General features: G+C 62.8%; 23 protein-coding genes and 1 riboswitch. Of the genes, 15 read left to right on the plus strand and 8 right to left on the minus strand.

Going from position 1 to position 22,296, the window contains the following annotated elements:
- Positions 1-92: 92 nt before the first annotated feature.
- Entirely contained in the window at positions 93-941 is an 849-nt protein-coding gene (locus tag RIN13_RS03405) for a PHP domain-containing protein (protein WP_309105925.1), read from the plus strand.
- Between the two features lie 83 nt (positions 942-1,024).
- Complete coding sequence (locus tag RIN13_RS03410) at positions 1,025-1,633, plus strand: MarC family protein (protein ID WP_309105969.1); 609 nt, start codon at positions 1,025-1,027, stop codon at positions 1,631-1,633.
- On the opposite strand, the gene RIN13_RS03415 is transcribed toward RIN13_RS03410, so the two are convergent.
- The 3 genes from RIN13_RS03415 to RIN13_RS03425 all read right to left on the minus strand — a co-directional run bounded on the left by RIN13_RS03415 (position 1,614) and on the right by RIN13_RS03425 (position 5,979).
- A complete protein-coding gene (locus RIN13_RS03415) occupies positions 1,614-2,486 on the minus strand; it encodes a DNA methyltransferase (protein WP_309105926.1) in 873 nt (290 codons plus the stop codon). The genes RIN13_RS03410 and RIN13_RS03415 overlap by 20 nt on opposite strands.
- Positions 2,487-2,494: 8 nt before the next feature.
- A complete protein-coding gene (locus RIN13_RS03420; RefSeq protein WP_309105927.1) occupies positions 2,495-4,189 on the minus strand; it encodes a DEAD/DEAH box helicase in 1,695 nt (564 codons plus the stop codon).
- A gap of 278 nt (positions 4,190-4,467) precedes the next feature.
- Complete coding sequence (locus RIN13_RS03425) at positions 4,468-5,979, minus strand: RNB domain-containing ribonuclease (protein ID WP_309105928.1); 1,512 nt, start codon at positions 5,977-5,979, stop codon at positions 4,468-4,470.
- Positions 5,980-6,020: 41 nt separating this feature from the next.
- Here RIN13_RS03425 and RIN13_RS03430 point away from each other — a divergent pair, with 41 nt between their 5' ends.
- On the plus strand, positions 6,021-6,740 hold the full coding sequence (locus RIN13_RS03430; protein ID WP_309105929.1) for a ferritin-like fold-containing protein: 720 nt from the start codon (positions 6,021-6,023) through the stop codon (positions 6,738-6,740).
- A 53-nt stretch (positions 6,741-6,793) separates the two neighbouring features.
- Here the strand turns inward: RIN13_RS03430 and thiE are convergent, their stop codons facing one another.
- Positions 6,794-7,480, minus strand: a complete 687-nt coding sequence (thiE, locus tag RIN13_RS03435; protein ID WP_309105930.1) for a thiamine phosphate synthase — start codon at positions 7,478-7,480, stop codon at positions 6,794-6,796.
- A 26-nt stretch (positions 7,481-7,506) separates the two neighbouring features.
- Positions 7,507-7,626, plus strand: a riboswitch (TPP riboswitch).
- On the opposite strand from thiE, the gene thiO reads away from it, so the two are divergent.
- The 4 genes from thiO (at position 7,618) to RIN13_RS03455 (ending at position 10,850) form a co-directional block, all read left to right on the plus strand.
- Positions 7,618-8,982, plus strand: coding sequence for a glycine oxidase ThiO (gene thiO / locus RIN13_RS03440; protein WP_375164657.1), 1,365 nt, complete (start codon positions 7,618-7,620; stop codon positions 8,980-8,982). (Overlaps the previous riboswitch by 9 nt.)
- Positions 8,983-8,990: 8 nt before the next feature.
- Entirely contained in the window at positions 8,991-9,227 is a 237-nt protein-coding gene (gene thiS, locus RIN13_RS03445) for a sulfur carrier protein ThiS (RefSeq protein ID WP_309105931.1), read from the plus strand.
- A gap of 43 nt (positions 9,228-9,270) precedes the next feature.
- Positions 9,271-10,080, plus strand: a complete 810-nt coding sequence (locus RIN13_RS03450) for a thiazole synthase (protein WP_309105932.1) — start codon at positions 9,271-9,273, stop codon at positions 10,078-10,080.
- An 89-nt stretch (positions 10,081-10,169) separates the two neighbouring features.
- The gene (locus RIN13_RS03455; RefSeq protein ID WP_309105933.1) at positions 10,170-10,850 is read left to right on the plus strand and encodes a 4a-hydroxytetrahydrobiopterin dehydratase; all 681 of its coding nucleotides are present in this window, start codon (positions 10,170-10,172) and stop codon (positions 10,848-10,850) included.
- A gap of 71 nt (positions 10,851-10,921) precedes the next feature.
- Here the strand turns inward: RIN13_RS03455 and RIN13_RS03460 are convergent, their stop codons facing one another.
- The 3 genes from RIN13_RS03460 to RIN13_RS03470 are packed head-to-tail and all read right to left on the minus strand — an operon-like array spanning position 10,922 to position 12,195.
- Positions 10,922-11,224, minus strand: coding sequence for a hypothetical protein (locus RIN13_RS03460; RefSeq protein ID WP_309105934.1), 303 nt, complete (start codon positions 11,222-11,224; stop codon positions 10,922-10,924).
- A 17-nt stretch (positions 11,225-11,241) separates the two neighbouring features.
- Entirely contained in the window at positions 11,242-11,466 is a 225-nt protein-coding gene (locus RIN13_RS03465; RefSeq protein WP_247042468.1) for a DUF3107 domain-containing protein, read from the minus strand.
- A gap of 60 nt (positions 11,467-11,526) precedes the next feature.
- Positions 11,527-12,195: a TetR/AcrR family transcriptional regulator gene (locus RIN13_RS03470; protein WP_309105935.1), complete on the minus strand. Its 669-nt coding sequence runs from the start codon at positions 12,193-12,195 to the stop codon at positions 11,527-11,529.
- A gap of 93 nt (positions 12,196-12,288) precedes the next feature.
- Between RIN13_RS03470 and moeB the strand changes: the two genes are divergently transcribed.
- Positions 12,289-13,479, plus strand: a complete 1,191-nt coding sequence (moeB, locus tag RIN13_RS03475; protein WP_375164658.1) for a molybdopterin-synthase adenylyltransferase MoeB — start codon at positions 12,289-12,291, stop codon at positions 13,477-13,479.
- On the opposite strand, the gene RIN13_RS03480 is transcribed toward moeB, so the two are convergent.
- Positions 13,476-14,843 (minus strand): glutamyl-tRNA reductase, encoded by a 1,368-nt coding sequence (locus tag RIN13_RS03480; protein WP_309105937.1) that lies wholly within the window; start codon positions 14,841-14,843, stop codon positions 13,476-13,478. The two genes, moeB and RIN13_RS03480, sit on opposite strands and share 4 nt — an antisense overlap.
- Before the next feature lie 158 nt (positions 14,844-15,001).
- Here RIN13_RS03480 and hemE point away from each other — a divergent pair, with 158 nt between their 5' ends.
- From hemE to RIN13_RS03515, 7 genes are all read left to right on the plus strand, one after another.
- A complete protein-coding gene (gene hemE, locus RIN13_RS03485; protein ID WP_309105938.1) occupies positions 15,002-16,132 on the plus strand; it encodes a uroporphyrinogen decarboxylase in 1,131 nt (376 codons plus the stop codon).
- A gap of 61 nt (positions 16,133-16,193) precedes the next feature.
- Entirely contained in the window at positions 16,194-17,597 is a 1,404-nt protein-coding gene (locus RIN13_RS03490) for a protoporphyrinogen/coproporphyrinogen oxidase (RefSeq protein WP_375164661.1), read from the plus strand.
- 104 nt (positions 17,598-17,701) lie between these two features.
- Entirely contained in the window at positions 17,702-18,325 is a 624-nt protein-coding gene (locus RIN13_RS03495; protein WP_309105940.1) for a hypothetical protein, read from the plus strand.
- 98 nt (positions 18,326-18,423) lie between these two features.
- Positions 18,424-19,125 (plus strand): hydrogen peroxide-dependent heme synthase, encoded by a 702-nt coding sequence (hemQ, locus tag RIN13_RS03500; protein WP_309105941.1) that lies wholly within the window; start codon positions 18,424-18,426, stop codon positions 19,123-19,125.
- On the plus strand, positions 19,122-20,360 hold the full coding sequence (locus RIN13_RS03505; RefSeq protein WP_309105942.1) for a ferrochelatase: 1,239 nt from the start codon (positions 19,122-19,124) through the stop codon (positions 20,358-20,360). The genes hemQ and RIN13_RS03505 overlap by 4 nt, the downstream gene beginning before the upstream one ends.
- Positions 20,357-21,355 carry a hydroxymethylbilane synthase gene (hemC, locus tag RIN13_RS03510; protein WP_309105943.1) on the plus strand — a complete coding sequence of 333 codons (999 nt, stop codon included), beginning with the start codon at positions 20,357-20,359 and terminating at the stop codon, positions 21,353-21,355. Before RIN13_RS03505 ends, hemC begins: the two co-directional genes overlap by 4 nt.
- Before the next feature lie 20 nt (positions 21,356-21,375).
- On the plus strand, positions 21,376-22,296 hold the full coding sequence (locus tag RIN13_RS03515; protein WP_309105944.1) for a uroporphyrinogen-III synthase: 921 nt from the start codon (positions 21,376-21,378) through the stop codon (positions 22,294-22,296).

The raw sequence follows: 22,296 nt of genomic DNA on the forward strand, positions 1-22,296 counted from the left end.
AGACCCCGGGTTGGCAACCGTGCCGTCCGTTTGTCCGGACAGCAGAAGATGCGGCGACCGGCGGGGGCCTGGTCATCTACTAGGCTGGGCTGGTGAGGATTGACCTGCATGCCCACTCGAACGTTTCCGACGGCACCGAAACCCCTGCTGTCGTCATGCAGGCGGCGGCAGCGGCACAGCTGGACGCCATTGCCCTGACGGACCATGATTCCACCGATGGCTGGGCCCAGGCCGCCGATGCTGCCGTCGTGGCAGGTGTTGCCTTCGTGCCAGGAATTGAAATCTCATGCCGGACGGCTAAGGGAATCAGCGTTCACCTGCTGAGTTATCTCCATGATCCGGCCCACCCTGGCTTGATGGAAGAAATCACCAAGGCGAAGGACGCTCGCCTCACCCGTGCCGAACACATGGTGACATTGCTGGCTGAAGACTATCCGCTGACCTGGGATGACGTTATTCATCATGTTGCTCCTGGGGCAACCCTGGGCCGCCCGCACATTGCAGACGCCCTGGTGGCCGCCGGAGTCGTTTCAGACCGCTCCGAGGCCTTTTCCTCAATCCTGACATCCCGTTCCCGGTACTTCGTCCAGCACTATGCGCCGGACCCTGCCGTCGCCGTCGAACTGGTCCGGGCCGCCGGTGGCGTACCGGTTTTCGCCCATCCGGTGGCATCAGCACGTGGAAGGATCGTCGGGGAGCAGACGTACCAGGAAATGATCGACGCCGGGCTGGCAGGGCTCGAAATCGAACACCGGGACAATCCGGAGGAGGGCCGCAGGTTCCTCCGGCGGCTGGCAGAACGCCACGATTTGCTCGTGACAGGCTCCTCCGACTACCACGGGACGGGAAAGCCGAACCTGCTCGGTGAAAACCTTACGGCCCCCGATGTGCTTGTCCGGATCGAGGAAATGGGAACGGGAAGCGCGGTGGTGCGTTCCTGACCCTCAGCCTGACCTTTGCTGTTCCTGACGCCCGGCAGTCCGGGAGAATCTGTCCCACGGTCTAAGCTTGCCCAGTGGAATGGATAGATCTTCAGCTGTTCGCGTCAGTTCTGGTGACGCTTTTTGTGATCATGGACCCACCGGGGACGGTGCCGATCTTCATGTCCTTGACTGCACAGATGACGGCGAAGGACCGGAACCGGTCGGCCCTGCAGGCGCTTCTGGTGGCCGCTGGGGTCATCATACTTTTCGCCCTTTTCGGACAGTCAATCCTGAACTACATGCACATATCGCTCGCTGCCCTGCAGGGAGCCGGCGGGCTGCTGCTGATCCTGATCGCCCTCCAGTTGCTGACCGGTTCAACAAGCGGTGAAGAGAACGCTGCCAAGTACAAGAACGTAGCTTTTGTTCCCCTGGGGACGCCATTGATGGCAGGACCCGGAGCGATCGTTGCCGTGATGGTGTTCGTTCAGCAGTCTTCTGCCACAGCGCAGTATCTGGCTGTTGGGCTGGGAATCGCTGTCACGCTGTTCTCCCTGTACCTGGCGATGCGTTTCGCCGGCTTGGTCCAACGCGTCCTTGGTGAGAACGGCGTGGAACTGGTGACCAGGATTGCAGGCTTGCTGCTGTCCGCGATTGCAGTGCAGATGATCGCGGATGCGGTCCATGCCTTTATGACGAGCTGGGCCTGACGACTTCCGCCACCGGTCCCAGACGCTTGGTCATAACGTCAATGGCCGGCAGGTTCTGGTCAACGCACACAAATTTCCGGTTCAGTTTGGCCGCTACCGCACCCAGGGTCCCGGAACCGGCGAAGAAGTCCAGGCACCAGTCCCCGGGGCGGCTCGATGCTGCTACTACGCGGCGCAGAAGCCCTTCGGGTTTTTGCGTGGGGTAGCCGGTTTTTTCCCTGCCTGTCGGCGAGACGATGGTGTGCCACCAGACGTCTGTTGGCAGCTTCCCAAGTTCCCTTTTTGCCGGCGTGACCAGGCCTGGCGCCATATAGGGTTCCCGGTCCACTTCCACGCTGTCGAAATGGTACTTCGCTGGATTCTTCACGTAGACGAGAATGTTGTCGTGCTTGGTGGGCCAACGGAATTTGGCCCGTGCCCCGTAGTCGTAGGCCCAAATGATCTCGTTCAGGAAGCACTCCCGGCCGAAAATGGCATCCAGCATGACTTTGGCGTAGTGCACTTCCCGGTAGTCCAGGTGAAGATACAGGGTTCCATCGTCTGCCAGGAGCCGCCAGGCTTCCACCAGCCGCGGTTCCAGGAAGGACCAGTAGTCGCTGAAAGCATCGTCATAGCTATGCAGGGCGCCTTTGATGGTGTCGTAGGACCTGCCCTTGAATCCCACACGGTCCCCGGCACCGTCGGTATTCACCACCATCTTGGTCTCCTGGCGCCGCTGGGAGCGGCCGGTGTTAAAGGGTGGATCTACGTAGATGAGTGTGAAGGCGCCGTCCGGCAGCGTAGGGAGGAAGAGCGCGTTATCCGCGTGTACCACCAGATTGCTGCCGTCCGGCGCCCAGACAGTGTCAGTCATTGAGAGGTTTAGGCCTCGGTGGTGCTGGACTGCGCGTCGCCGCCGGCCACCACTTCGCCGTTACGGCGGCGGGTGCGGGTCCGGTTGCGCCGGGCACGTGCCGGACGATCCGTGTCAGCCTGTGCCGGTGCTTCGGCTGCCGCCGGAGCGGCAGCGTCGTTGGCTGCTTCGTTTTCGGGGGAACGACGACGACGGTCACCTGTGCGGCCGCCGGTATCGCTGCCACTGCGCCGGCTGCCTGAACGGGCGCCGTCGCGGTTACCGGAACGTCCGCCGTCCCGGCTGCCGCCACCGTCACGGCTGCCGGAGCGGCTGTTCTTCTTGCCGGTTTCGCCGAGGTCCTCAAGGACCTCGGCATCCACTCCGGCCAGGGTGCGCTTGCTGCGGGGCAACCTTCCCTTGGTGCCCTCGGGGATGTCGAGTTCCTCGAACAGGTGCGGAGAGGACGAGTAGGTTTCCACCGGCTCCGGAACGCTCAGGCCCAGAGCCTTATTGATCAGGCCCCAACGCGGCATGTCATCCCAGTCCACAAACGTGACAGCGGTGCCCTTGTTGCCGGCGCGGCCCGTCCGTCCAACGCGGTGCAGGTAGATCTTCTCGTCTTCAACACACTGGTAGTTGATGACGTGCGTGACGTCGTCGACGTCGATGCCGCGGGCGGCGACATCGGTGGCGACAAGGACGTCGATCTTGTTGTTACGGAATGCGCGAAGCGCTTGCTCGCGGGCCCCCTGCCCAAGGTCGCCGTGAATCGCGGCGGCTGCGAAGCCGCGGTCCACGAGTTCTTCGGCTACCTTCGCGGCGGTGCGCTTGGTTTTGGTGAAGATGATAGTACGGCCACGGCCGCGGGCCTGCAGGATGCGTGCGACGACCTCGATCTTGTCCATGCTGTGGGCACGGTAGATCAACTGGCGGATATCGCGCTTGGTCAGGCCCTCATCTTCGGGGTCTGCAGCGCGGATGTGGGTGGGCTGCGTCATGTAGCGGCGGGCCATGGCGATGACCGGGCCGGGCATGGTGGCAGAGAACAGGAGGGTCTGCCGCACTGCCGGGGTGCCTGCAATGAGGGTTTCAACGTCCGGCAGGAAGCCCAGGTCAAGCATCTCGTCAGCCTCGTCGAGGATTACCATCTTGACGTTTTTGAGGCTGAGGTGCTTCTGCTTGTAAAGGTCGATCAGGCGACCAGGCGTTCCCACAACAACCTCGACGCCCTTCTGCAGAGCGTCAACCTGGGGCTCATAAGCGCGGCCGCCATAAATGGTGGCGATGCGCGCGTTGCGCTTGCGGGAGGCGTTCTGGAGGTCATTGGCCACCTGGACGGCGAGTTCGCGTGTCGGAACGATCACCAATGCCTGCGGGGCACCGGGAACGGCCAGCTTGTCGAAGCCGGGATCGTCCCTGCCCACAATGCGCTGCAGGGCAGGAATGCCGAAGCCCAGGGTCTTGCCCGTACCTGTCTTGGCCTGGCCGATGATGTCGTGGCCGGAGAGGGCCACAGGGAGCGTCATGGCCTGGATAGGGAACGGATGGGTAATCCCGGCGTCGGCGAGGGATTCGACGATGTCGGCGCGGACGTTGAAGTCGGCGAAGGACTTTTCCTCGATCTCGTGCGGTTTCTCGTCCGAGATGATGGTTTCTTCAGGCTCGATCGATTCCGTTCCGGTGTCGTCGGTCAGAAGTTGGTGCGTGTGCAATTCACTCACAGTGGAGTTTCCTTATTCATTTGGGCTTAGGCGCTGCCTGCTCAACGGGACGGTTTGATGGGCCGTTCCGGAGCACGCTCGGGCGCGCTAGCAAATCCAGTGGAAGCCGATCGCGGGCTATCTATGCTGGCACTGGTGACCAACTGGTGTGTCTCAAGATCGCGTAGGGGCGGGCTTGTTGATTCATTAAAAGGAAGGAAATCAACGACCGGGCATCCATTACTACACCCTCAGTCTAGCCGTTGACATGAAAAGCACTGGACGCGACCCGATTTGGGTCAGTCCACGAGCTCGAGCAAGACCTCCGGGGCGGAGATGTCGCAGGCCACCAGCCGGACCCTGACGTTAGTGCCGGGTTCGAGCTCTCCCGTACACCTGGCCGTGACAGCAGGTTCTGCGATCTGCACAATCCCGGAAGGTCCGGACCCGTTCAGGCTGCCGTTGCCATTGCCGCCGTTGCCGTTACTTCCGCCGTTGCTGCCATTACCGTTGAGTTTGCCTTGCCGGGACCCGGAGATCACAACTGCTTCGAATTCCTGGCCGATGTGGTTGACCAGGAGGGCGGCTTCAACGGTATTCAGGGCGAGGCGTTCCATCCTGCCGGCGAGCTGGTCGGAGGCGGCCATGATGGCTGGCAGCGACGGCAGGGCCTCGCGGGCCCAGCGGGGAACGTCAAAGCCGTTGCTCAGTGCTTCACAGATGACCAGGACGAAGCGGTCCACGAGCCTGCGCAGCGGTGCTGTGGTGTGCGCATAACTGGCACCGATGGCCGACTGAATGGCGTTCTCGGGAACCGTTCCATCAAACGGCGTGTAGTTTGCTCCCCGGAACAGCATCCCCGCAGAGTGCAGGATGGCCAGCTGCTTGGGATCCCGGGGATCGAGGGTGCGCAGGTATTCCCCGTAACTGAATTGGCCATCCCAGGGCTTGCCAAGCGCCTGCGTTTGGGTCCGGAAATTATCGAGGGACCGCTCGTCGGGGGTAGGCATGGTCCGGAGAATACCCACCTTGCCGTTCAGCATGAGTTTTGCGGCTGCCATTCCTGTCATCAGGGAAATCTGGGCATTCCAGTCCTCCACTGGTAGCTGGGGTGTTGCAATGATCCGGTAGCCGCCGTCCGGAAGCTGTTGGATTTCCTGTTCGGGCATGTTCAGGCTTGCACCCTCTCTGCCCCGCTCCAGCTCGACCCTCTTGATCCCCACTTCCTTGAGTAACTGCAACACGAGTGGCGCCGTTCCTGCATCAAGCTGTGTCTGGGCCTGCCTGTAGCTGAGCTTCGCCCGGCTCCGGACCGTCGCCCGGCGCACGGTAACCTTTGACACTTCTGCCGCCTGGTCGAGATCGAATTCCCAAACGAACGCCGAGCACAGCTGACCCTCCAACAGGCTGCCTGCTTGCTCGCTGATCACTTCGGGATGTAACGGGATGCGACCGTCGGGCGCGTAGAACGTCTGCCCCCGCCGTCGGGTTTCGGCGTCCAGGGGGCCGCCCGGTTCCACAAAGGACGGCACGTCGGCGATGGCGTAGTAGACCTTGTAACCGTCACCGGCTCTGTCTATAAAAACAGCCTGGTCAAGGTCGGTGGAGGACGCCGGATCGATGGTGATGAATTCGATGGCCGTGAGATCCAGGTCCGGAAGGCGGTGGTCCGCAACGGCCTTCTCAGCTTCTTTGAGGGCCTCGTCCGGGAAGGCTCCGGGCAGCTCCAGACGGGCGCGCAGAGCACTGAGCGCCGCGGCCAGCTGGTTGCTCTGAGCGTGGACACTGGGAGCCAGACGATGATGTGACACGAAAATCAGGTTAGCCCGATTTGCGCCATTAGTCTTGGAACATGAGCACTTCCCCCACAGACAACGCTCGCCGGGACCGCTTCCTTGCGGACCTCCTGGGAGTCATGGCCTATGGGGAGCTTTCCGCCTTCGAGAGATACTCTGCGGACGCCCGTTACTCGCCAACCCTCCATGACCGGGCCGTTATGGGCAGGATCGCTGTGCAGGAATTCCAGCATTACGAACTGGTAAGTGCCAGGCTTGCCGGGTTGGGTGTTGATGCCGAGGAAGCCATGCTGCCATTCCAGCCCGCCATCGACCATTTCCACGATCGTACCCGCCCGGCGGACTGGTACGAGTCCCTGATGAAGGCGTACGTGATTGACACTGTTTCGGCTGATTTCTACCGTGCAGTGTCCCAGTACGTCGAGCCGCAAAGCAGGCAGCTGATCCAGCAGGTTCAGTCAGCCGAAGATGTCACGGAAATTCTTCGTGCACGGCTTAAGAAAGCGTTGTCCGATGATCCCAGGTTGGCGTCGCGGCTGGCCTTGTGGGGCCGGCGGTTGCTGGGGGAGGCTCTCACCCAGGCGCAGCGGGTGGGCTTCGAGCGTGCTTTCCTGTCGGGCCTCATAGCCGGCCAAGGCAGTGACGTACGCGAGTCAGACTCAGGAGTGGGAACCGTCCGGGACGATGCCGGGGCCAAACATATGGTTGCTGATTTGATGAAGGAGCTGGCGGGGAACCACTCCCGGCGCATGACTCAACTTGGCCTGACAGGGTAGCTGATCGGCTTCGGATGATCAAACCGTCCGGTTGATCAGACCAGCAGCCCGGGTCAGGCTCCGGCGTCGAGCACTTGGAGGATGGCCTTGGCTGCGGCTGCAGGATCGTCTGCCTCTGTGATGGCCCGGACCACCACTACACGCGAGGCTCCGGCCGCCACCACCTGCTCCACGTTGGCGAGGTCGATGCCGCCAATGGCGAACCAGGGCAGGAGTAAGCCGTCAACAGTCATTCGGTCTGCCGCCCGGATGGCGTCAGCGGCATAACTGACGAGTTCAAGCCCGACGGCGGCCCGTCCGGGCTTGGTAGGGGTGGACCAGACCGGCCCCACACAGAAGTAATCCAGGCCGCTCCGCCCGGGTGAAGCGGCAATAGCGGCGTCAACTTCCCCCGGGGTATGGGTGGAAAGGCCGATCACTGTTTCACTGCCCACGAACGTCCTTGCCGAGTGCAGCGGGAGGTCCTTCTGGCCAAGGTGTAAGACGGGAGCGCCTGACAAGGACGCGATATCTGCCCTGTCGTTGACCGCCCATAGACGTCCGTGCCGATGAGCCGCGGCCTGCAGTACGTCCAGCAGCTCCAGTTCCTCCGCCGCCTCCAGCTGCTTGTCCCGCAACTGGATGATGTCGACGCCCCCTTCGTAGGCGGCATCGATGAAGTCTTCAAAGTCCCCCCGGCCCTGCCGGGAGTCGGTGCAGAGGTACAGGCGGGCGGTGGTGTGGACGGCAGGCTCGGTCATGGCACCAGCCTAGTTCCTCTAAACTGGGGGAGTACCGCGGGAGCCCGCCGCAGCTGTCACAAACTGCCGGGCTGAGAGGGCGTCAGAGCCGACCGCTTGACCTGATCCGGTTAGTACCGGCGTAGGGAAGGAATCCAGTGCTCTCCCACCCAGCACTCTCTCCATCGTCCAGTGAAACGTCCGCAGGCTCAGTGAGTGAGCCCGGCTCCGGCACAGATATCAGCGTGGATGTCGCAGTCATTGGCGGCGGAGTGGTGGGCCATGCCATCGCGTGGGAAGCGGCCCTGAGCGGCCGCTCCGTGGTCCTGATCGACGATGCCCCTGGTACCGGCGCCAGCTGGGCCGCTGCCGGGATGCTGGCCCCGGTGAGTGAACTGCACTACCAGGAGGAAGACCTGCTGGAACTCATGCTCGAGGCTTCAGCCCTCTGGCCGGCGTTCGCCGCCGGACTCGCTCCCTCCATCGACAGCCGTGCCAACAAAGACTCGGATGAGGCTGAAGCGGCGGGGTCCGGTACCGGATACGTCACCACTCCCACGCTCGTCATCGGCGCTGATGCTGCAGACCGCCGGGCGCTCGAGGATCTGAGGCTGGTGCAGGGAACGAACGGGCTCACGGTGGAGCCATTGACAGTTCGTGAAGCACGCTCCATTGAGCCCCTGCTCAGTCCCGCTGTGGCCGGTGCTTACCGCATCGCCGCGGATCATCAGGTGGACCCTCGAAGGCTCCTTGCCCGGATCGCCGAGGCTCTGGTTGATCCCCGGCGTTCCGGGGCAACCTGCCAAATGCTTCCGGCAAGGGCAGCCGGCCTGCGGTGGGACGGCGACCGCGTAGCCGGCGTCGTCCTGGACAACGGAAGAGCCATCCATGCCGGCGAGACTGTCCTGGCCAACGGACTTGGTGCGGAAAAACTGGACGGCCTTCCGCCGGGACTCGATCTTCCTTTGCGGCCTGTCTACGGGGATATCATCAGGCTCCGCGTTCCTGCTCACCTCCAGCCGCTGCTGACCTCAACGGTCCGGGGCATGGTTCATGGCGTGCCGGTGTATATCGTTCCACGGGATGACGGGACTGTAGTGATCGGAGCCACGCAGAGGGAAGCAGCTGTGGAAGCAGGTGCAGCAGAGGCAGCGGTCTCCGCCGGAGGTATTTACCAGTTGTTGCGCGACGCACAGGTACTTCTCCCCGCGGTGGCCGAACTGGAGCTGCTGGAATGCACCGCCCGGGGACGGCCCGGCACCCCTGACAATGCGCCGCTGCTGGGCAGGGTGCGGGGCCTCAGAGATGATGCTGACGTCTTGGGCCTCATTGTGGCAACAGGATTCTTTCGCCACGGCATACTGCTGGCCCCCGCCGCCGCATCAATCTGCGTGCAGCTGATGGACGGCCGGTCCGATCCGCGCTGGACGGTTTTCGAACCCGGACGATTCTCCTCAGGTTTCTCGGCCGGCCACGTCCGGCGCCACTCCGATCCGGCAACAGCCGGTACCTCTCCGCAGTAAGGAACAGTATGAACATCACCCTCAATGGTGCGGAGCGTGCCATCGATGACGGCGCTTCCGTAACCACACTGGTAGCCCTTGTTACCGGCAAGAGCCTTGGCCCGGACGGCCAGGCAGCGGACGGTCAGAAACTTGGCGTTGCAGTCGCGCGCAATTCTGAAGTGGTTCCGCGAAGCCGCTGGTCACTGACGGCGCTCGCTGACGGCGACGACGTCGAACTGGTCACTGCAGTACAGGGAGGCTAGGCAAATGCACGAAGGCTCTACTCCAGGAGGAAACGCCGGAAACATGATGGTAGCCACCACTTCCGGTGCAGCAGACACGGCAACCGAGGGGCTGTCGATCGACGGCGTCACTCTCAATTCGCGGCTCATCATGGGAACCGGCGGTGCTCCAAGCCTTGACGGGCTCGGCGCCGCACTTCTGGCCTCCGGGACGGAACTGACAACAGTGGCAATGCGCCGGTACTCACCGGCGCAAACGGGTTCCCTCTTCCAGCTCCTGGTGGACCACAACATCCGGGTACTGCCCAATACAGCGGGCTGCTTCACGGCCAGGGACGCCGTCATGACTGCCGAACTTGCCCGTGAGGCGCTTGAGACGGACTGGGTCAAACTGGAGGTTATAGCTGACGAACATACCCTCCTGCCCGACGCCGTGGAACTGGTCGAAGCGACCGAGCAGCTGGTTAACCGGGGATTCAAAGTCTTTGCCTATACCAATGACGACCCCGTGCTGGCATTGCGCCTGGAAAACCTCGGCGCCGTCGCAGTGATGCCTTTGGGTTCGCCCATCGGGACCGGCCTGGGCATCCTGAATCCCCACAATATTGAGCTGATCGTTGCCAGGGCCTCTGTCCCGGTAGTGCTCGACGCCGGAATCGGTACCGCCTCGGATGCCGCCCTGGCCATGGAGCTCGGTTGTGACGCCGTCTTGTTGGCTACCGCCGTCACGCGGGCCCAGAACCCCCTCCGGATGGGCGAGGCCTTCAAACACGCCGTCATCGCCGGTAGGCTGGCGAAAACCGCCGGCCGGATTCCGCGCCGTGAGCACGCCTTGGCGTCATCTGCCATGGAAGGCAGGGCCGAGTTCCTCTAGCCCGTCCTTCCGGGACAGTTGCCTGGTTCAGCTTTCCGGGCCGGCCGACGGCGGACCTGTTCGCCTGCTATCAGTTCCAGGAGGGCATCATGCCTGAACCAGTCGTACCTGAAAAAGCAGCGGTACTCACCCGGCCGCAGATTGATGAAGCGCTTGCCGGGCTGCCTGACTGGCGTTACCGCCTCGGGGGCCTGGTGACTGTCTACAAATTGCCGACGGCCGCCAAAGCGCTGGACCTCATTGCCGCCGTCGGACGTCTGGCAGAAGAACAGGACCATCACCCTGACCTCGATTGGCGGTTCAACAGGGTGTTCATCCGCTTTACCTCCCATGACGCGGGATCTGAAGTGACCGGGCGGGACATTACCGCCGCGACGTCGGTGAGCGCAGAGGCGGAAGCGGCAGGTGCAACTGCTGAACCGGGCCTCTACAGAACGATCGAAATCGCCATAGACACAGCCGATCCCGCCGAAATTTCAGACGTGTGGAGCGTTGCCCTCGGGTACAAAAAGGGCCGCTACGGCGACCTGGTGGACCCCTATGGAAGGGGGCCCAGTCTCTGGTTTCAGAAGACGTCCACACCAAATCCCAACCGGCTTCACCTGGATATCCACCGGAGCAAAGTGGAATCGGGACCTGCGCTGGAGAAGACCGCCGGCACAGGCGCCCTGATGGACTACGGCCACGCCCCTCATTGGGTTGTTGTAACCGACGCCCAAGGAAACCGGTTGTGCCTGTGCACCGAAGAAGGCCACGAGCCGGACCTCTGAGGATCCGCTGTGGCCTTATCCGGCTAGAGCCGCGTCGCTTTTAGAGCCGTGTTTCTTTTAGAGCCCGTCCGTTAGAGCCTCAGTGCGGCAGTGAGCCGCGCGGTGTCGTGCCGGGCCCGGGTTTTCCCAAGGTAAAGGGCAGCAGCCAGGGCGGCCGCGGTGCCCAGAACCATCGGAAGGATCCAGGGAATCCAGGTCAGGCCCGGCTGGTAACTGAACCCGGCGGTAGTGAACAGGATCCAGCTCAAAAGCCCTACCGCCGTGGCTACTCCCGCCGGCATCAGAATGCCGTATTTGGCATGCCTGCGGTCATTCGCCCAGATGATGAAACCTGCAGCTACTGTCACGAAAGAGACGATGACGAGAGAAAGCATGTGGAACTCCTGCCAGGTTAGAGTGCGCCGAATCCGACCCTGCGGACTTCTTCCGCTCCGATTTCTACGTAACCAAGGGTGTTGGAGGGGATTATGACCAAACGGCCTTTGTCGTCTTTCAGCCTGAGCTCAGTTCCTTTGGAAATGGCTTCCGCAACCACCTTGGCGACCTCGTCAGCATCCTGAGCCGATTCCAGCACAATTTCACGGCCGATGTTCTGAATGCCGATCTTTACTTCCACAGCGAGGCCTCCCAGCCAATCAAAGTTAAAAAAATTCCGAAGACAGTTTCTATTTGTAGTCTAGGTCTCTTTGGGGAAGCGACTGATTCCGCGCCAAGCTAAACGGTAAATCAGGTCGCTGGCAACATCGAGGTCCAGGTTGCCGTCTGTTTCGAGCCAATAGCGCGCGCTTACCTGGGCCATTCCAGCGAGTGCCCGGCCAAGCAGCTGTGCTTCCAGGGGCGGAAGTTTTGTGTCCTCGGCGATGACACGCGCCACGGCGTCGGCAAAGGTCTTGTTAAAGGTTTCGAGCCTCGAGCTGACATCCGGATCATTGATGAGGTCAGATTCGAAAACCAGCCGGTGGGCCTGGTCATCATTCGCAATAAAGCGGAAGTAGGCACGCATCACTGCCTGAACACGCTCGTCATTGTCCGTGGTGGAGTTCAGAGCGCCGAGCAACAGTTCGGTCAGCGCGGTGAGGTGGCTGTCCAGCAGAGCGAGATACAGCTCCCGCTTGGAGGGGAAGTGCTGATAGAGCACAGGCTTGCTGACCCGTGCCGTCTCTGCGATCTCGTCCATGGCCGCCCCGTGGTAGCCGTTGGCAACAAAGACCTCCTGGGCTGCGGACAGTAACTGGGCCCTGCGTTCATCACGGGGTAGCCGAGCGGAGCGGGGACCGGAAGCACGCGCCTGCCCGCCAACGGGCTTTCCGTCCTGTACCCGGTCGACCGGTGCATGATGAGCCACTTTATGGCCTTCCTTCCCTTGCAGTTACCTCTACTTTACGTGGGGGTAACATGACCTGACGGCATCTTCGGCATACATTGAAGTATGGCTTCCATGATCTCCACTACAGCTGCCCCTACGGCCATCGGACCTTTGGTGGAACCGGCGGAAGGGCTGAGCGCCCAAGAGGTGGAGAGGTACTCCCGGCATCTCATCATTCCTGAGATCGGGACAATGGGCCAACGGCGGCTCAAAAACGCAAAAGTGCTGGTGATCGGTGCCGGCGGACTTGGTTCGCCTGCCCTGCTGTACTTGGCCGCTGCCGGAGTGGGGACGCTGGGGATTATTGACGACGACGTCGTGGATCTCAGCAATCTTCAACGCCAGGTCATCCACGGAGTGGCGGACGTCGGCAGGCCCAAGATCGAATCTGCCCGGGATGCAGTGGCGGCCCTGAATCCTCTGGTTGATGTCCGGCTCCATAATGTGCGGCTGGATGCCTCCAATGCCCTTGAACTTTTCGCGGACTACGACCTCATCCTGGATGGTGCCGATAACTTCGCCACGCGCTATCTGGTCAATGACGCCGCTGCAATACTGGGCAAACCTTACGTCTGGGGTTCCATTTTCAGGTTTGACGGCCAGGTCAGCGTCTTCTGGGAAAAACACGGCCCTACCTACCGTGACCTCTATCCGGAGGCACCGCCTGCCGGATCTGTTCCCTCCTGCGGCGAGGGAGGAGTGTTCGGCATGCTGTGCGCGGCTGTGGGCTCCCTGATGGTGACGGAGGCAGTCAAGCTCATCACCGGCGTCGGACGTTCCCTGCTGGGGCGTGTGGCCCTCTTTGACGCGCTGGGTGGAAGCTGGCGCGAGATCAAGGTTTCCAAGGATCCTGCAGCCGAGCCCATCACCGCGCTGACTGACTATGAGGCCTTCTGCGGCATCCTTCCGGCCTCCTCCACCGCGAACGAGAACACCATCACCGCCAAGCAGCTGGCAACCATGCTTGCCGCCCGCAAGGCCGGCCTCAAGGAGTTCGACCTCGTGGACGTCCGGGAATCCGGGGAGCACGACATCGTCAGCATCGACGGGTCGGTACTCATCCCGCAGGGCAGGATCCTCGCAGGTGAGGCCTGGTCAGAACTGCCCCAGGACCGGGATATTGTGTTCCACTGCAAGGCCGGAACCCGTTCAGCCGCGGTTCTGGCCGCAGCAAAAAAGGCGGGGTATGAACGGGTCAGCCATCTCGACGGCGGCATTCTCGCGTGGGTGAAGGACGTGGAGCCGGGAAAGCCTGTCTACTAGGCGGATTCGCGCCGGTCGTCGATGGAGATCTGCGTGTGATCCACCGGGCATTCTGCCTCAGGGTCCGAGGCGGGTGGCGCAGAGGGCTGGAGAGGTGCCGGTGCAGCTGCCTGCTCCACGCTGATGCCGTAGAGGGCTTCAAGGGCTGCGACGTACTCGTCCTGTTGGCCGTTGGCGGCGAGTTCCCGGGCCCGGACCGTGGGAACATGGAGCAACTGCTTGACCATGCGGCGGAGGGCGAACTCCACCTCTTCGGCCGCTGCCGTACAGCCGTGGCGCGCGCGTACCTTCTCCATCTCGGCGTCGAGGACGTTCATGGTGTGGCGGCGCAGGGCAACAATGGCTGAATCGACCGAGCGGGCCTCGCGTTCCTGCTCAAATGCTTTGGCTGCTGCGGTGACGATGCTGCTGGCCTGGGACAGGGATTCGGCCTGCTCCTGCGGGGCCGCGAGCCGTACGGACTCAAGGGTCAGCAGTTCCACGCCGTCCAGCTCTCCCACAGCAGGGTCAAAATCATGGGTCAGGGCGAGGTCGATCGCAATCAGCGGCTGTGGAGAGTCAGCACGGACACGTGCCAGCTCCCCGGCCTCGACCCTGGTGTCTGATCCGCTGCAACCGATCATGAGGTCCGCTGCAGCGACCGCGACAGGAAGGGATTCTTCGTCCAACGCCACACCGCCGCGAGTTGCGACGAAACCTGCGGCACGGCCGGAGGAGGAAAAGACGGAAACATCCGTGCAGCCGCGCTCACGCAAAAGCGACATCGTGGCTCCGGCGTAGGCGCCGGTACCGAAGATGACCGCCTTCTTGGTTGCCCAATCCGCGTTCTCGGAAAGATCAGCGGCAAGGTCGAGGGCCACGGACACGATAGAAAGCCCGCGTGAACCGAGTGCGGTCTGGGCGCCGACGTCCTTGGCGGTTTTTGAGGCAGCCTGGAACAAGCGGACCAGCCCCGAGCTCGCGGTTCCCTCATGCTGCGCCTGGATCAGGGCACGGCGGACCTGACCGGCGATTTCGCGTTCACCGACGACGGCGGAATCCAGCCCGGAGCTGACGGCAAAGAGGTGCTTTGTCACCTCAGTCCCGATGCGTGTGCTGAATGACCTGGACACGAGTTGCTCACTGAGCCCGCTGCTTCCGCTGATCTGTGCCACCAGGGCAGCACGTGCCGCCTCAACATCATCCGAATGGACTGCTTCGCCATAAATCTCGAAGCGGTTGCAGGTGGCAAGGACAATCGCACCCGTGACTTCCGGCGATCCGGAGAGTGCGGATGTAGCGAGCTCTGAAGCGCCGGTGCTCAACTGAGCAACGGTTTCAAGGTCGATGTCGGCGTGTGTAGCCACCAATGAAAAAAGAACCACAGCAGCACAATCATAGCTTTTTCGTGTCCGTGTAGAACAACTCAATGAAGTGGAGTGCAGCACCAGCCCTTGTGATCCCCGCCACGGGGGAATGCCTACACCAACAGATGACAAGCTGTCGTTATCTTTTGGGCCGGAATTTGGGCACAATCGAAGGCATGATCTCTAGCGCTGCAACTTCAGACGGCACGGCATCCAACGGTACGGTGAGCCACACCCACCCGGGCAGTCTCGACTCAGGCCACCCCTTGATGGATGGGCGTACGGCGGACTCGCCCTTGATTACTGCCTACCGCGGCGGGAAGCCGTCCCGCCGTCCTGTGTGGTTCATGCGCCAGGCGGGCCGCTCGCTGCCGGAATACCTGAAGGTCCGCGAGGGCGTCGCGATGCTCGAGTCCTGCCTGCGGCCTGAGCTTGCCTCTGAAATCACACTGCAACCGGTGCGCCGCCATGACGTGGATGCCGCCATTTTCTTTTCGGACATCGTCATTCCCCTCAAGCTTGCCGGTGTCGGCGTCGATATTGTCCCGGGGGTTGGCCCTGTGCTGGACAAGCCGGTGCGGACGGCAGCGGACGTAGCTGCGCTGCCAAAGCTGACGTGGGAAGCGCTGGAGCCGATCAGGGAAGCTGTGCGTCTCACAGTGGCCCAGTTGGGTAAAACACCCCTGATCGGATTCGCGGGTGCACCCTTCACGCTGGCCGCCTACATGGTGGAGGGCAAGCCGTCCCGGGATCACCTGGGTCCGCGCACCATGATGCACGCTGATCCGGAAACGTGGCAGGCTCTGGCCAACTGGGCAGCCGACGCCTCAGGCCTTTTCCTGCGGGCGCAGCTGGAAGCCGGAGCTTCCGCCGGCCAGCTCTTCGATTCGTGGGCCGGTTCCCTTGGCCTTGCTGACTACCAACGTTTTGTTGCCCCGGCCTCCGCCCGCGCCCTGGACCACGTGCGGCATCTTGGCGCACCCCTCATCCACTTCGGCACAGGCACCTCTGAACTCCTGGTGGCCATGCGCAACGTCGGCGTCGACGTCGTCGGGGTGGACTACCGCCTGCCGCTGGACGAGGCAAACCGGCGCCTGGGCGGAACAGTACCATTGCAGGGCAACATCGATCCCGCGCTGCTCTCGGCTCCCTGGCCGGTGCTCGAAGCCCACGTCCGCGAGGTTATCGCTGCCGGTTCGGCAGCACCAGGCCATGTGCTGAATCTCGGCCATGGCGTACCGCCGGAAACCGATCCGACCGTCCTGACCCGCGTCGTCGAACTTATTCATTCGATTTCCCCCGAATAAGCCCGTGGCAGCAGCTCAAGAAAGCCGTTCCAACCGAACTGCAGCGGTGGTAGGCGGCGGAATGTCCGGCCTCCTGGCCGCACGCGAACTCGCCCGAACGGGTTTTGACGTTACGTTGCTGGAAGCCAGTGATTCATGGGGTGGTTGTGTCGGCAGCCACGTTGTTGCAGGCCTGGAACTGGATAGCGGAGCGGAATCGTTTGCTACCCGCTCCTCTGCGGTGGCGGACCTGGCCGCAGAACTGGGCTTGGCGGGAAACATCGTGTCCCCTGATCCGTCCGGCGCCTGGGTGCAATTGCCCGATGGTCCCCGCGAACTCCCCAAAACTGGGATCCTTGGTATTCCAGCGTCCCCCTGGGACCCGGAGGTCCGCAGGTCTCTCGGCTTGCTGGGCGCACTCAGAGCATCCATGGACGCGTGGTTGCCGGCGTCGTTGGGAACCTCCAAGGACGTTGCCAGCGTCTCCTCTTTGGTACGGGCCAGGATGGGGCGAAGGGTGCTGGAACGGCTGGTGGAGCCTGTAGTGGGAGGCGTTCACTCCGCCGATCCGGAATTGCTCGACGTCGATGTGGTGGCCCCCGGGCTCCGGCAAGGTGTCCGCACACACGGTTCCCTGGCCGCTGCTGTGGCGGCTCAGCGCAAATCAGGAGCTGCCCGGGACCGGGTGAAAGCCGGGTCTGCCATCGCGGGGCTCCGCGACGGAATGCATACCCTCGTCGCGGCTCTCGTCCAGGATCTTGAGTCCAGGGGCGTGCACCTGGAAGCCGGTGTCCGAGCTGATGCCGTGACACGCACTTCTGCGGGATGGCGGGTTTCCGGGCCGGACCGCGCCCTGGAATGCGAAGTGCTTGTGGTTGCCCTTGACGGTCCGTCGGCGGTGTCACTCCTGGCAGCAGACCTTCCTGCTTTGGCAAGCCACAGGCCTGCGGAAGGCCCTGACATCCGGCTGGTGACCCTGGTGCTGGATCTTCCCGAGCTGGACAGAAAACCCAGGGGAACCGGCGTCCTGGTGGCACCCCAGACACCGGGAATCCAGGCCAAGGCGCTCACGCATGCAACCGCAAAATGGGATTGGCTGGCAGCCAAGGCCGGGCCCGGGACCCATGTCCTGAGGTTGTCCTATGGCCGCAGCAGGGATACCCCCGGTGGTGACTCTTACGATGCTTCTTACCGCAGGAGGGATGGTGCCGCAACCGATCAGCAGCTGTTGAGGGCAGCCCTTGATGATGCTTCCGCCCTGCTGGACGTGAGCATCGCCGAAACCGACGTGGTGGACTGGGATGTGGTGCGTTGGCCAGGTTCGCTGCCGTTCGCGTCGGTGGGCCACAAGCAGCGCGTTGACTCGATCAGGTCCATTTGTGCCGCAACCGGGAACCTCGCGATTGTGGGCGGCTGGCTTTCGGGCAATGGACTTGCCGCGGTCGTAGCAGACACCCCCAGACAGGTCCGGGCACTCATGTCCTGACACAAGGGAAGTGCTTATCGGAGGGTCGGATTCCGCCGTCGTCCACAATGACTGGATCCCTGTAAATTCCCATAGTCCGCCTGCAGTCGTTAGGGTCGTTAACTATGGTTATTCAGAGGTCCATCATTTTCAGGACGCTGACTGGTTTCCATGGGGGTCTTCGACGCGGTATGGCAGCAGCCTCGCTCGGAGCGGTTCTGGTTTTCGTCGCAGGCACGCCTGCCTCCAACGCGGTCGCCGCGGTCCCGGCGACCCAATCTGCGGCCGTATCTTCTGCTCCATTGGATTCGCCGACCCTGACCACTGATTCTTCGGACACTCAGATTCCGGCCGACGCCAAAGGCACTCCCGCGCCACCATCTTCCAAGGAGCCGAAGGGCGGAAAACGCGGCACAGTACCGGCTGAATCTCCAACGGCAGAAACTACCTCTCCGGCCGCCGAGCCTGTCCAGCCGGACCAGGATGGCGCTGCCGATGTTGCCGGCGCCACCGAGGAAGCTGCGTCCTCCCCGCCACCTGCAGCCACTGATTCCGGCTACGGCCAGGCCCCTCAGAGTCCTTCATACGGAGAGGTCCAGGCCCAAGGGAGCACCATCGAAAAGCAGCCCATGAAGCAGGTGGCAAACGTTGATCAGGCCGAGACTTCCCGGCTGCTTATGTGGGGCATCGCACTGGTTCTTTTATCAGGTATTGCAGCAGTCGTTTTTCTCAGGCTACGCAGGGTATGAACCGAGGAATGCAGTCCATTTGTGATTTACACCACTTCTACGCGCTGTAGAAGTCATCTGTTTCGACTTACCCGCCAGCAGGGGGCAGACTTGTACCCATGAGCCACACTTCTGCCGAATCTGTCACCAAAACCGAAGAATCAACAGAGCAGTTTTTCACTCTCTGGACGGTATTCAAGCGGTCTGCGGACGTCCTTCGCAGCGGTGATGCTGCCTCTGACTTCGAAGCTCTTGTTACGCGGCTTGGTGAGGAAGGTGTGACGCTGCGCGGCAGCTACGATGTGTCGGCAATGCGCGCGGAGGCTGACGTTATGGTGTGGCTCCATGGATCAAGTCCGGAAGCACTTCAGCAGGGCGTGCGGTCCATCCGCCGCAGCAAGCTCTTCGCCGGCACGGAGATCGCCTGGTCGGCTATGGGCGTGCACCGTGAAGCCGAGTTCGCCAAGAACCACACCCCTGCTTTCTCCCGTGGTGTGGAGCCGGCCGAGTGGCTCTGCGTCTATCCGTTTGTCCGCTCCTACGAGTGGTACCTGCTGCCCGAGGCCGAGCGCGGCAAGATGCTGCGCGACCACGGAATGCTGGGGCGTGAATTCCCCCAGGTCATCTCCAACACCGTCTCCTCCTTCGCCCTTGGCGACTGGGAATGGATTCTCGGCCTCGAAGCTCCGGAGCTCGTTGACCTCGTGGACCTTATGCGCCACTTGCGCGCAACCGAAGCACGCAACCACGTACGCGAGGAAATCCCCTTCTACACCGGGCGGCGGATTTCCCCTGCAGAGATTGCTGAGGTCCTTTCGTGAACCAACTCGATCCCCAGGATCAGCTGACGTTAGTGAATGTTGTTACGGAAGCGGGCCGGATGGAGCCCAAAGAGTACGACGGCGTACTGCTCGCCTCGTTCGGTGGTCCGGAAGGCCAAGACGACGTCATCCCGTTCCTCCGCAATGTCACGCGCGGTCGCGGAATTCCAGATGAGCGGCTCGAGGAAGTGTCACATCATTACCGGGCCAACGGCGGGATCAGCCCGATCAACCAGCAAAACCGTGAGCTGAAAGCAGCACTGGAGGGGGAACTGGCTGCTCGTGGCATAAGCCTTCCGGTGATCTGGGGAAACCGCAACTGGGATCCGTACATTCCGCGGACTCTCCAGGATGCGTACGACGCCGGCCACCGCCGGCTGCTGATGATCACCACGAGCGCCTATTCGTCTTACTCGAGTTGCCGCCAGTACCGTGAGGACATCGGCATTGCCCTGACGGAAACCGGTCTGGACGGCAAGCTTGAAGTGGACAAGGTCCGCCAGTATTTTGACCACCCGGGGTTTGTCGAACCTTTCATCGAAGGAACCGCCGCCGGGCTCGCAGATGTCCGGGCACGGCTGGCTGCTGCCGGCACGCCGGACGCTCCTGTCCATATCCTGTTCGCCACCCACTCCATCCCCACGCGCGACGCCGAGGCAGCGGGCCGCTCGGCGGACGAGCCCCGCCACTTTGCGGAAGATTCCGCCTATGTGGCCCAGCATCTGGCAACGGGTGCGGAAGTGGTGCGCCGCGTGGAATCACAGAGCGGACAAACGGCCCCCTGGTCCCTCGTCTACCAGTCCCGCTCGGGAGCTCCCCATGTGCCCTGGCTGGAGCCTGATATCAATGACGCCATCGAAGAACTCGCCGAAAAGGGCATCAAGGGCATCGTGATCGTGCCTCTCGGCTTCGTCAGTGACCACATGGAGGTGGTCTGGGACCTCGACACCGAAGCCTTGGAGACATGCTCCAATCTCGGCTTGACAGCCACTCGCGTTCCGACGCCCGGTACCCACCGGAAGTTCGTCAAAGGCCTCGTGGATCTGGTTTGTGAGCGGACTGCAAGCAACAACATCAAGGACCGTCCCGCGCTGACGCAGCTGGGCCCCTGGTATGACGTGTGCCGGCCCGGCTGCTGTGCCAACTTCCGCGGCGAGAAGCCAACCATCGCCGGGGCGGACACCACGGTGGGCACAGGCCACGATCCTTACCCATCAGAGCGGGTGGCGCCATGACCGTACGGATCGGTACAAGGGCCAGCAAGCTTGCCCTCACCCAGACGCAGCAGACAGCAGACCAGCTCGCCGCCATCGGGGGATTTACCGTTGAGCTCGTGCACATCAAGACCGAAGGCGACGTCCTGACAGGCTCGCTCTCGCAGATGGGAGGAACCGGTGTCTTCGTAGCTGCCTTGCGTGATGCCCTCCTTCGTGAGGCCTGCGACGTAGCTGTACACTCCCTCAAGGACCTGCCCACGGGAGGCACACCCGGCCTGGCTCTCGCTGCTACTCCCAAGCGCGTTGACGCCCGTGATGTCCTGTGCGCCCGGGACGGCATCAAACTGGCAGATCTGCCCAAGGGTGCCAGCATCGGAACAGGCTCGCCCCGTCGCGCCGCCCAACTTCGGGCGGCACGGCCTGATCTGGAAATCGTCGACATCCGCGGCAACGTCGACACGCGGTTGGGCCGTGTCCCGGGTTTGCCGGGAAACACAACCGATGCCGTGGTCAGCGGGAAGTCCTGCGATCTCGACGCCGTCGTCCTCGCCGCTGCGGGTCTGGAGCGAATCGGCCGGTTGGACGCGGTCAGTGAATTCCTCGAAACGGATATCATGCTTCCGGCCGCGGGGCAGGGAGCGCTGGCCATTGAATGCCGTCTCGCCGATGCCCCGCCAAGGCCGGGGTCCAGCGAAGGATCACGGGGCGTCCTCGCTCAATCACTCGCGGCACTGGAGGACACGGATACGCGCCTTGCGGTGACGGCAGAACGCGCCCTGCTGGCCCGGCTGGAAGCCGGCTGTGCCGCTCCGGTCGGGGCCTATGCCTACCGTAAAGGGAGCATGCTGTACCTGGAGGCCGTGGTGTGTGCCGTGGACGGCACGGCAACGGTACGGGATCAGCGCGCAACCGATGGACTGACCGAGGTAGGAGCCACGCTGCTGGGCATAGAACTCGCCGAGATCCTCCTTGGCCAGGGCGCAGCCGACATTGCCGATCTGGCTGCTTCCTGAGCCGGACAGCATCCAGCACAATGGGACGGCACAGCGCAGAGTCCACGCCAGGCAGTGTGCCTGGCTCGGGGTCGGGTCAAAGGCCGCTCGAAGGGGCACGGATCCTGATTACCCGCAGCGCTGATCGTGCGGAGCCCTTGGCCGCGGCACTGAGGGATCTCGGTGCCGAGCCTCTCGTGCTGCCCCTGATCGATTTCGAACTCGCCAGCGACCAGCACTCCCTTGACGTGGCATTCGACGCGTTGGGCGCCGGAGGTTATCAATGGCTTGTTATCACGAGCACTACGACGCTGCTGGCCTTGGAAATTAAGGCGGCGGAGCGGGGAACTGGCCTCCGGCATTGGGTTCCGGGCTCCGTGCGCGTTGCCGCTGTCGGTACGCGGTCCCGTGACGCCCTTCTCGCCAAAGGGCTCCAGGTGGATCTCCTGCCCGAGGAGGATCAGCAGTCCGCCGCGGGGCTTTTGGACATCTGGCCTCCCGATCAAGGCGTGGTGTTCCTGCCCCAGGCTGACATCGCCGATCCCGCACTTGCCCGGGGGCTGGAGTCGCGGGGAGCCAGGGTGCAGGCCGTGACGGCTTACCGGACGGTGGACTACCCCGCAGATCCCGGCCGTTCCCTGGCCGCCCGGATGGACTCAGCCGCAGGCAACACAGGCGCAGGGGAATCCGGACTGCCTTCCCCCGCCGCACTGACACCGGCGACGGCGAAAATCCAATTGGCCCAGGGCAGGCTACACGCGGTAGTTGTGGCTTCCCCCAGCGCCGTCGAGCGCATCCACTCAGCTTTGCGGCCCTTGGGCGATTGCCGTTTGGTAGCAATCGGACCTTCCACGGCCGCACAGGCGGAGTCTGTAGGACTGCCCGTGACCGCTACGGCAAATGCGCCCACCACCGAGGGGCTGGTTCAAGCCATCATCGACGCCCTCTCCACCGACACGTGA

The organism is Arthrobacter sp., from assembly GCF_031179985.1.
Lineage (GTDB): Bacteria > Actinomycetota > Actinomycetes > Actinomycetales > Micrococcaceae > Arthrobacter.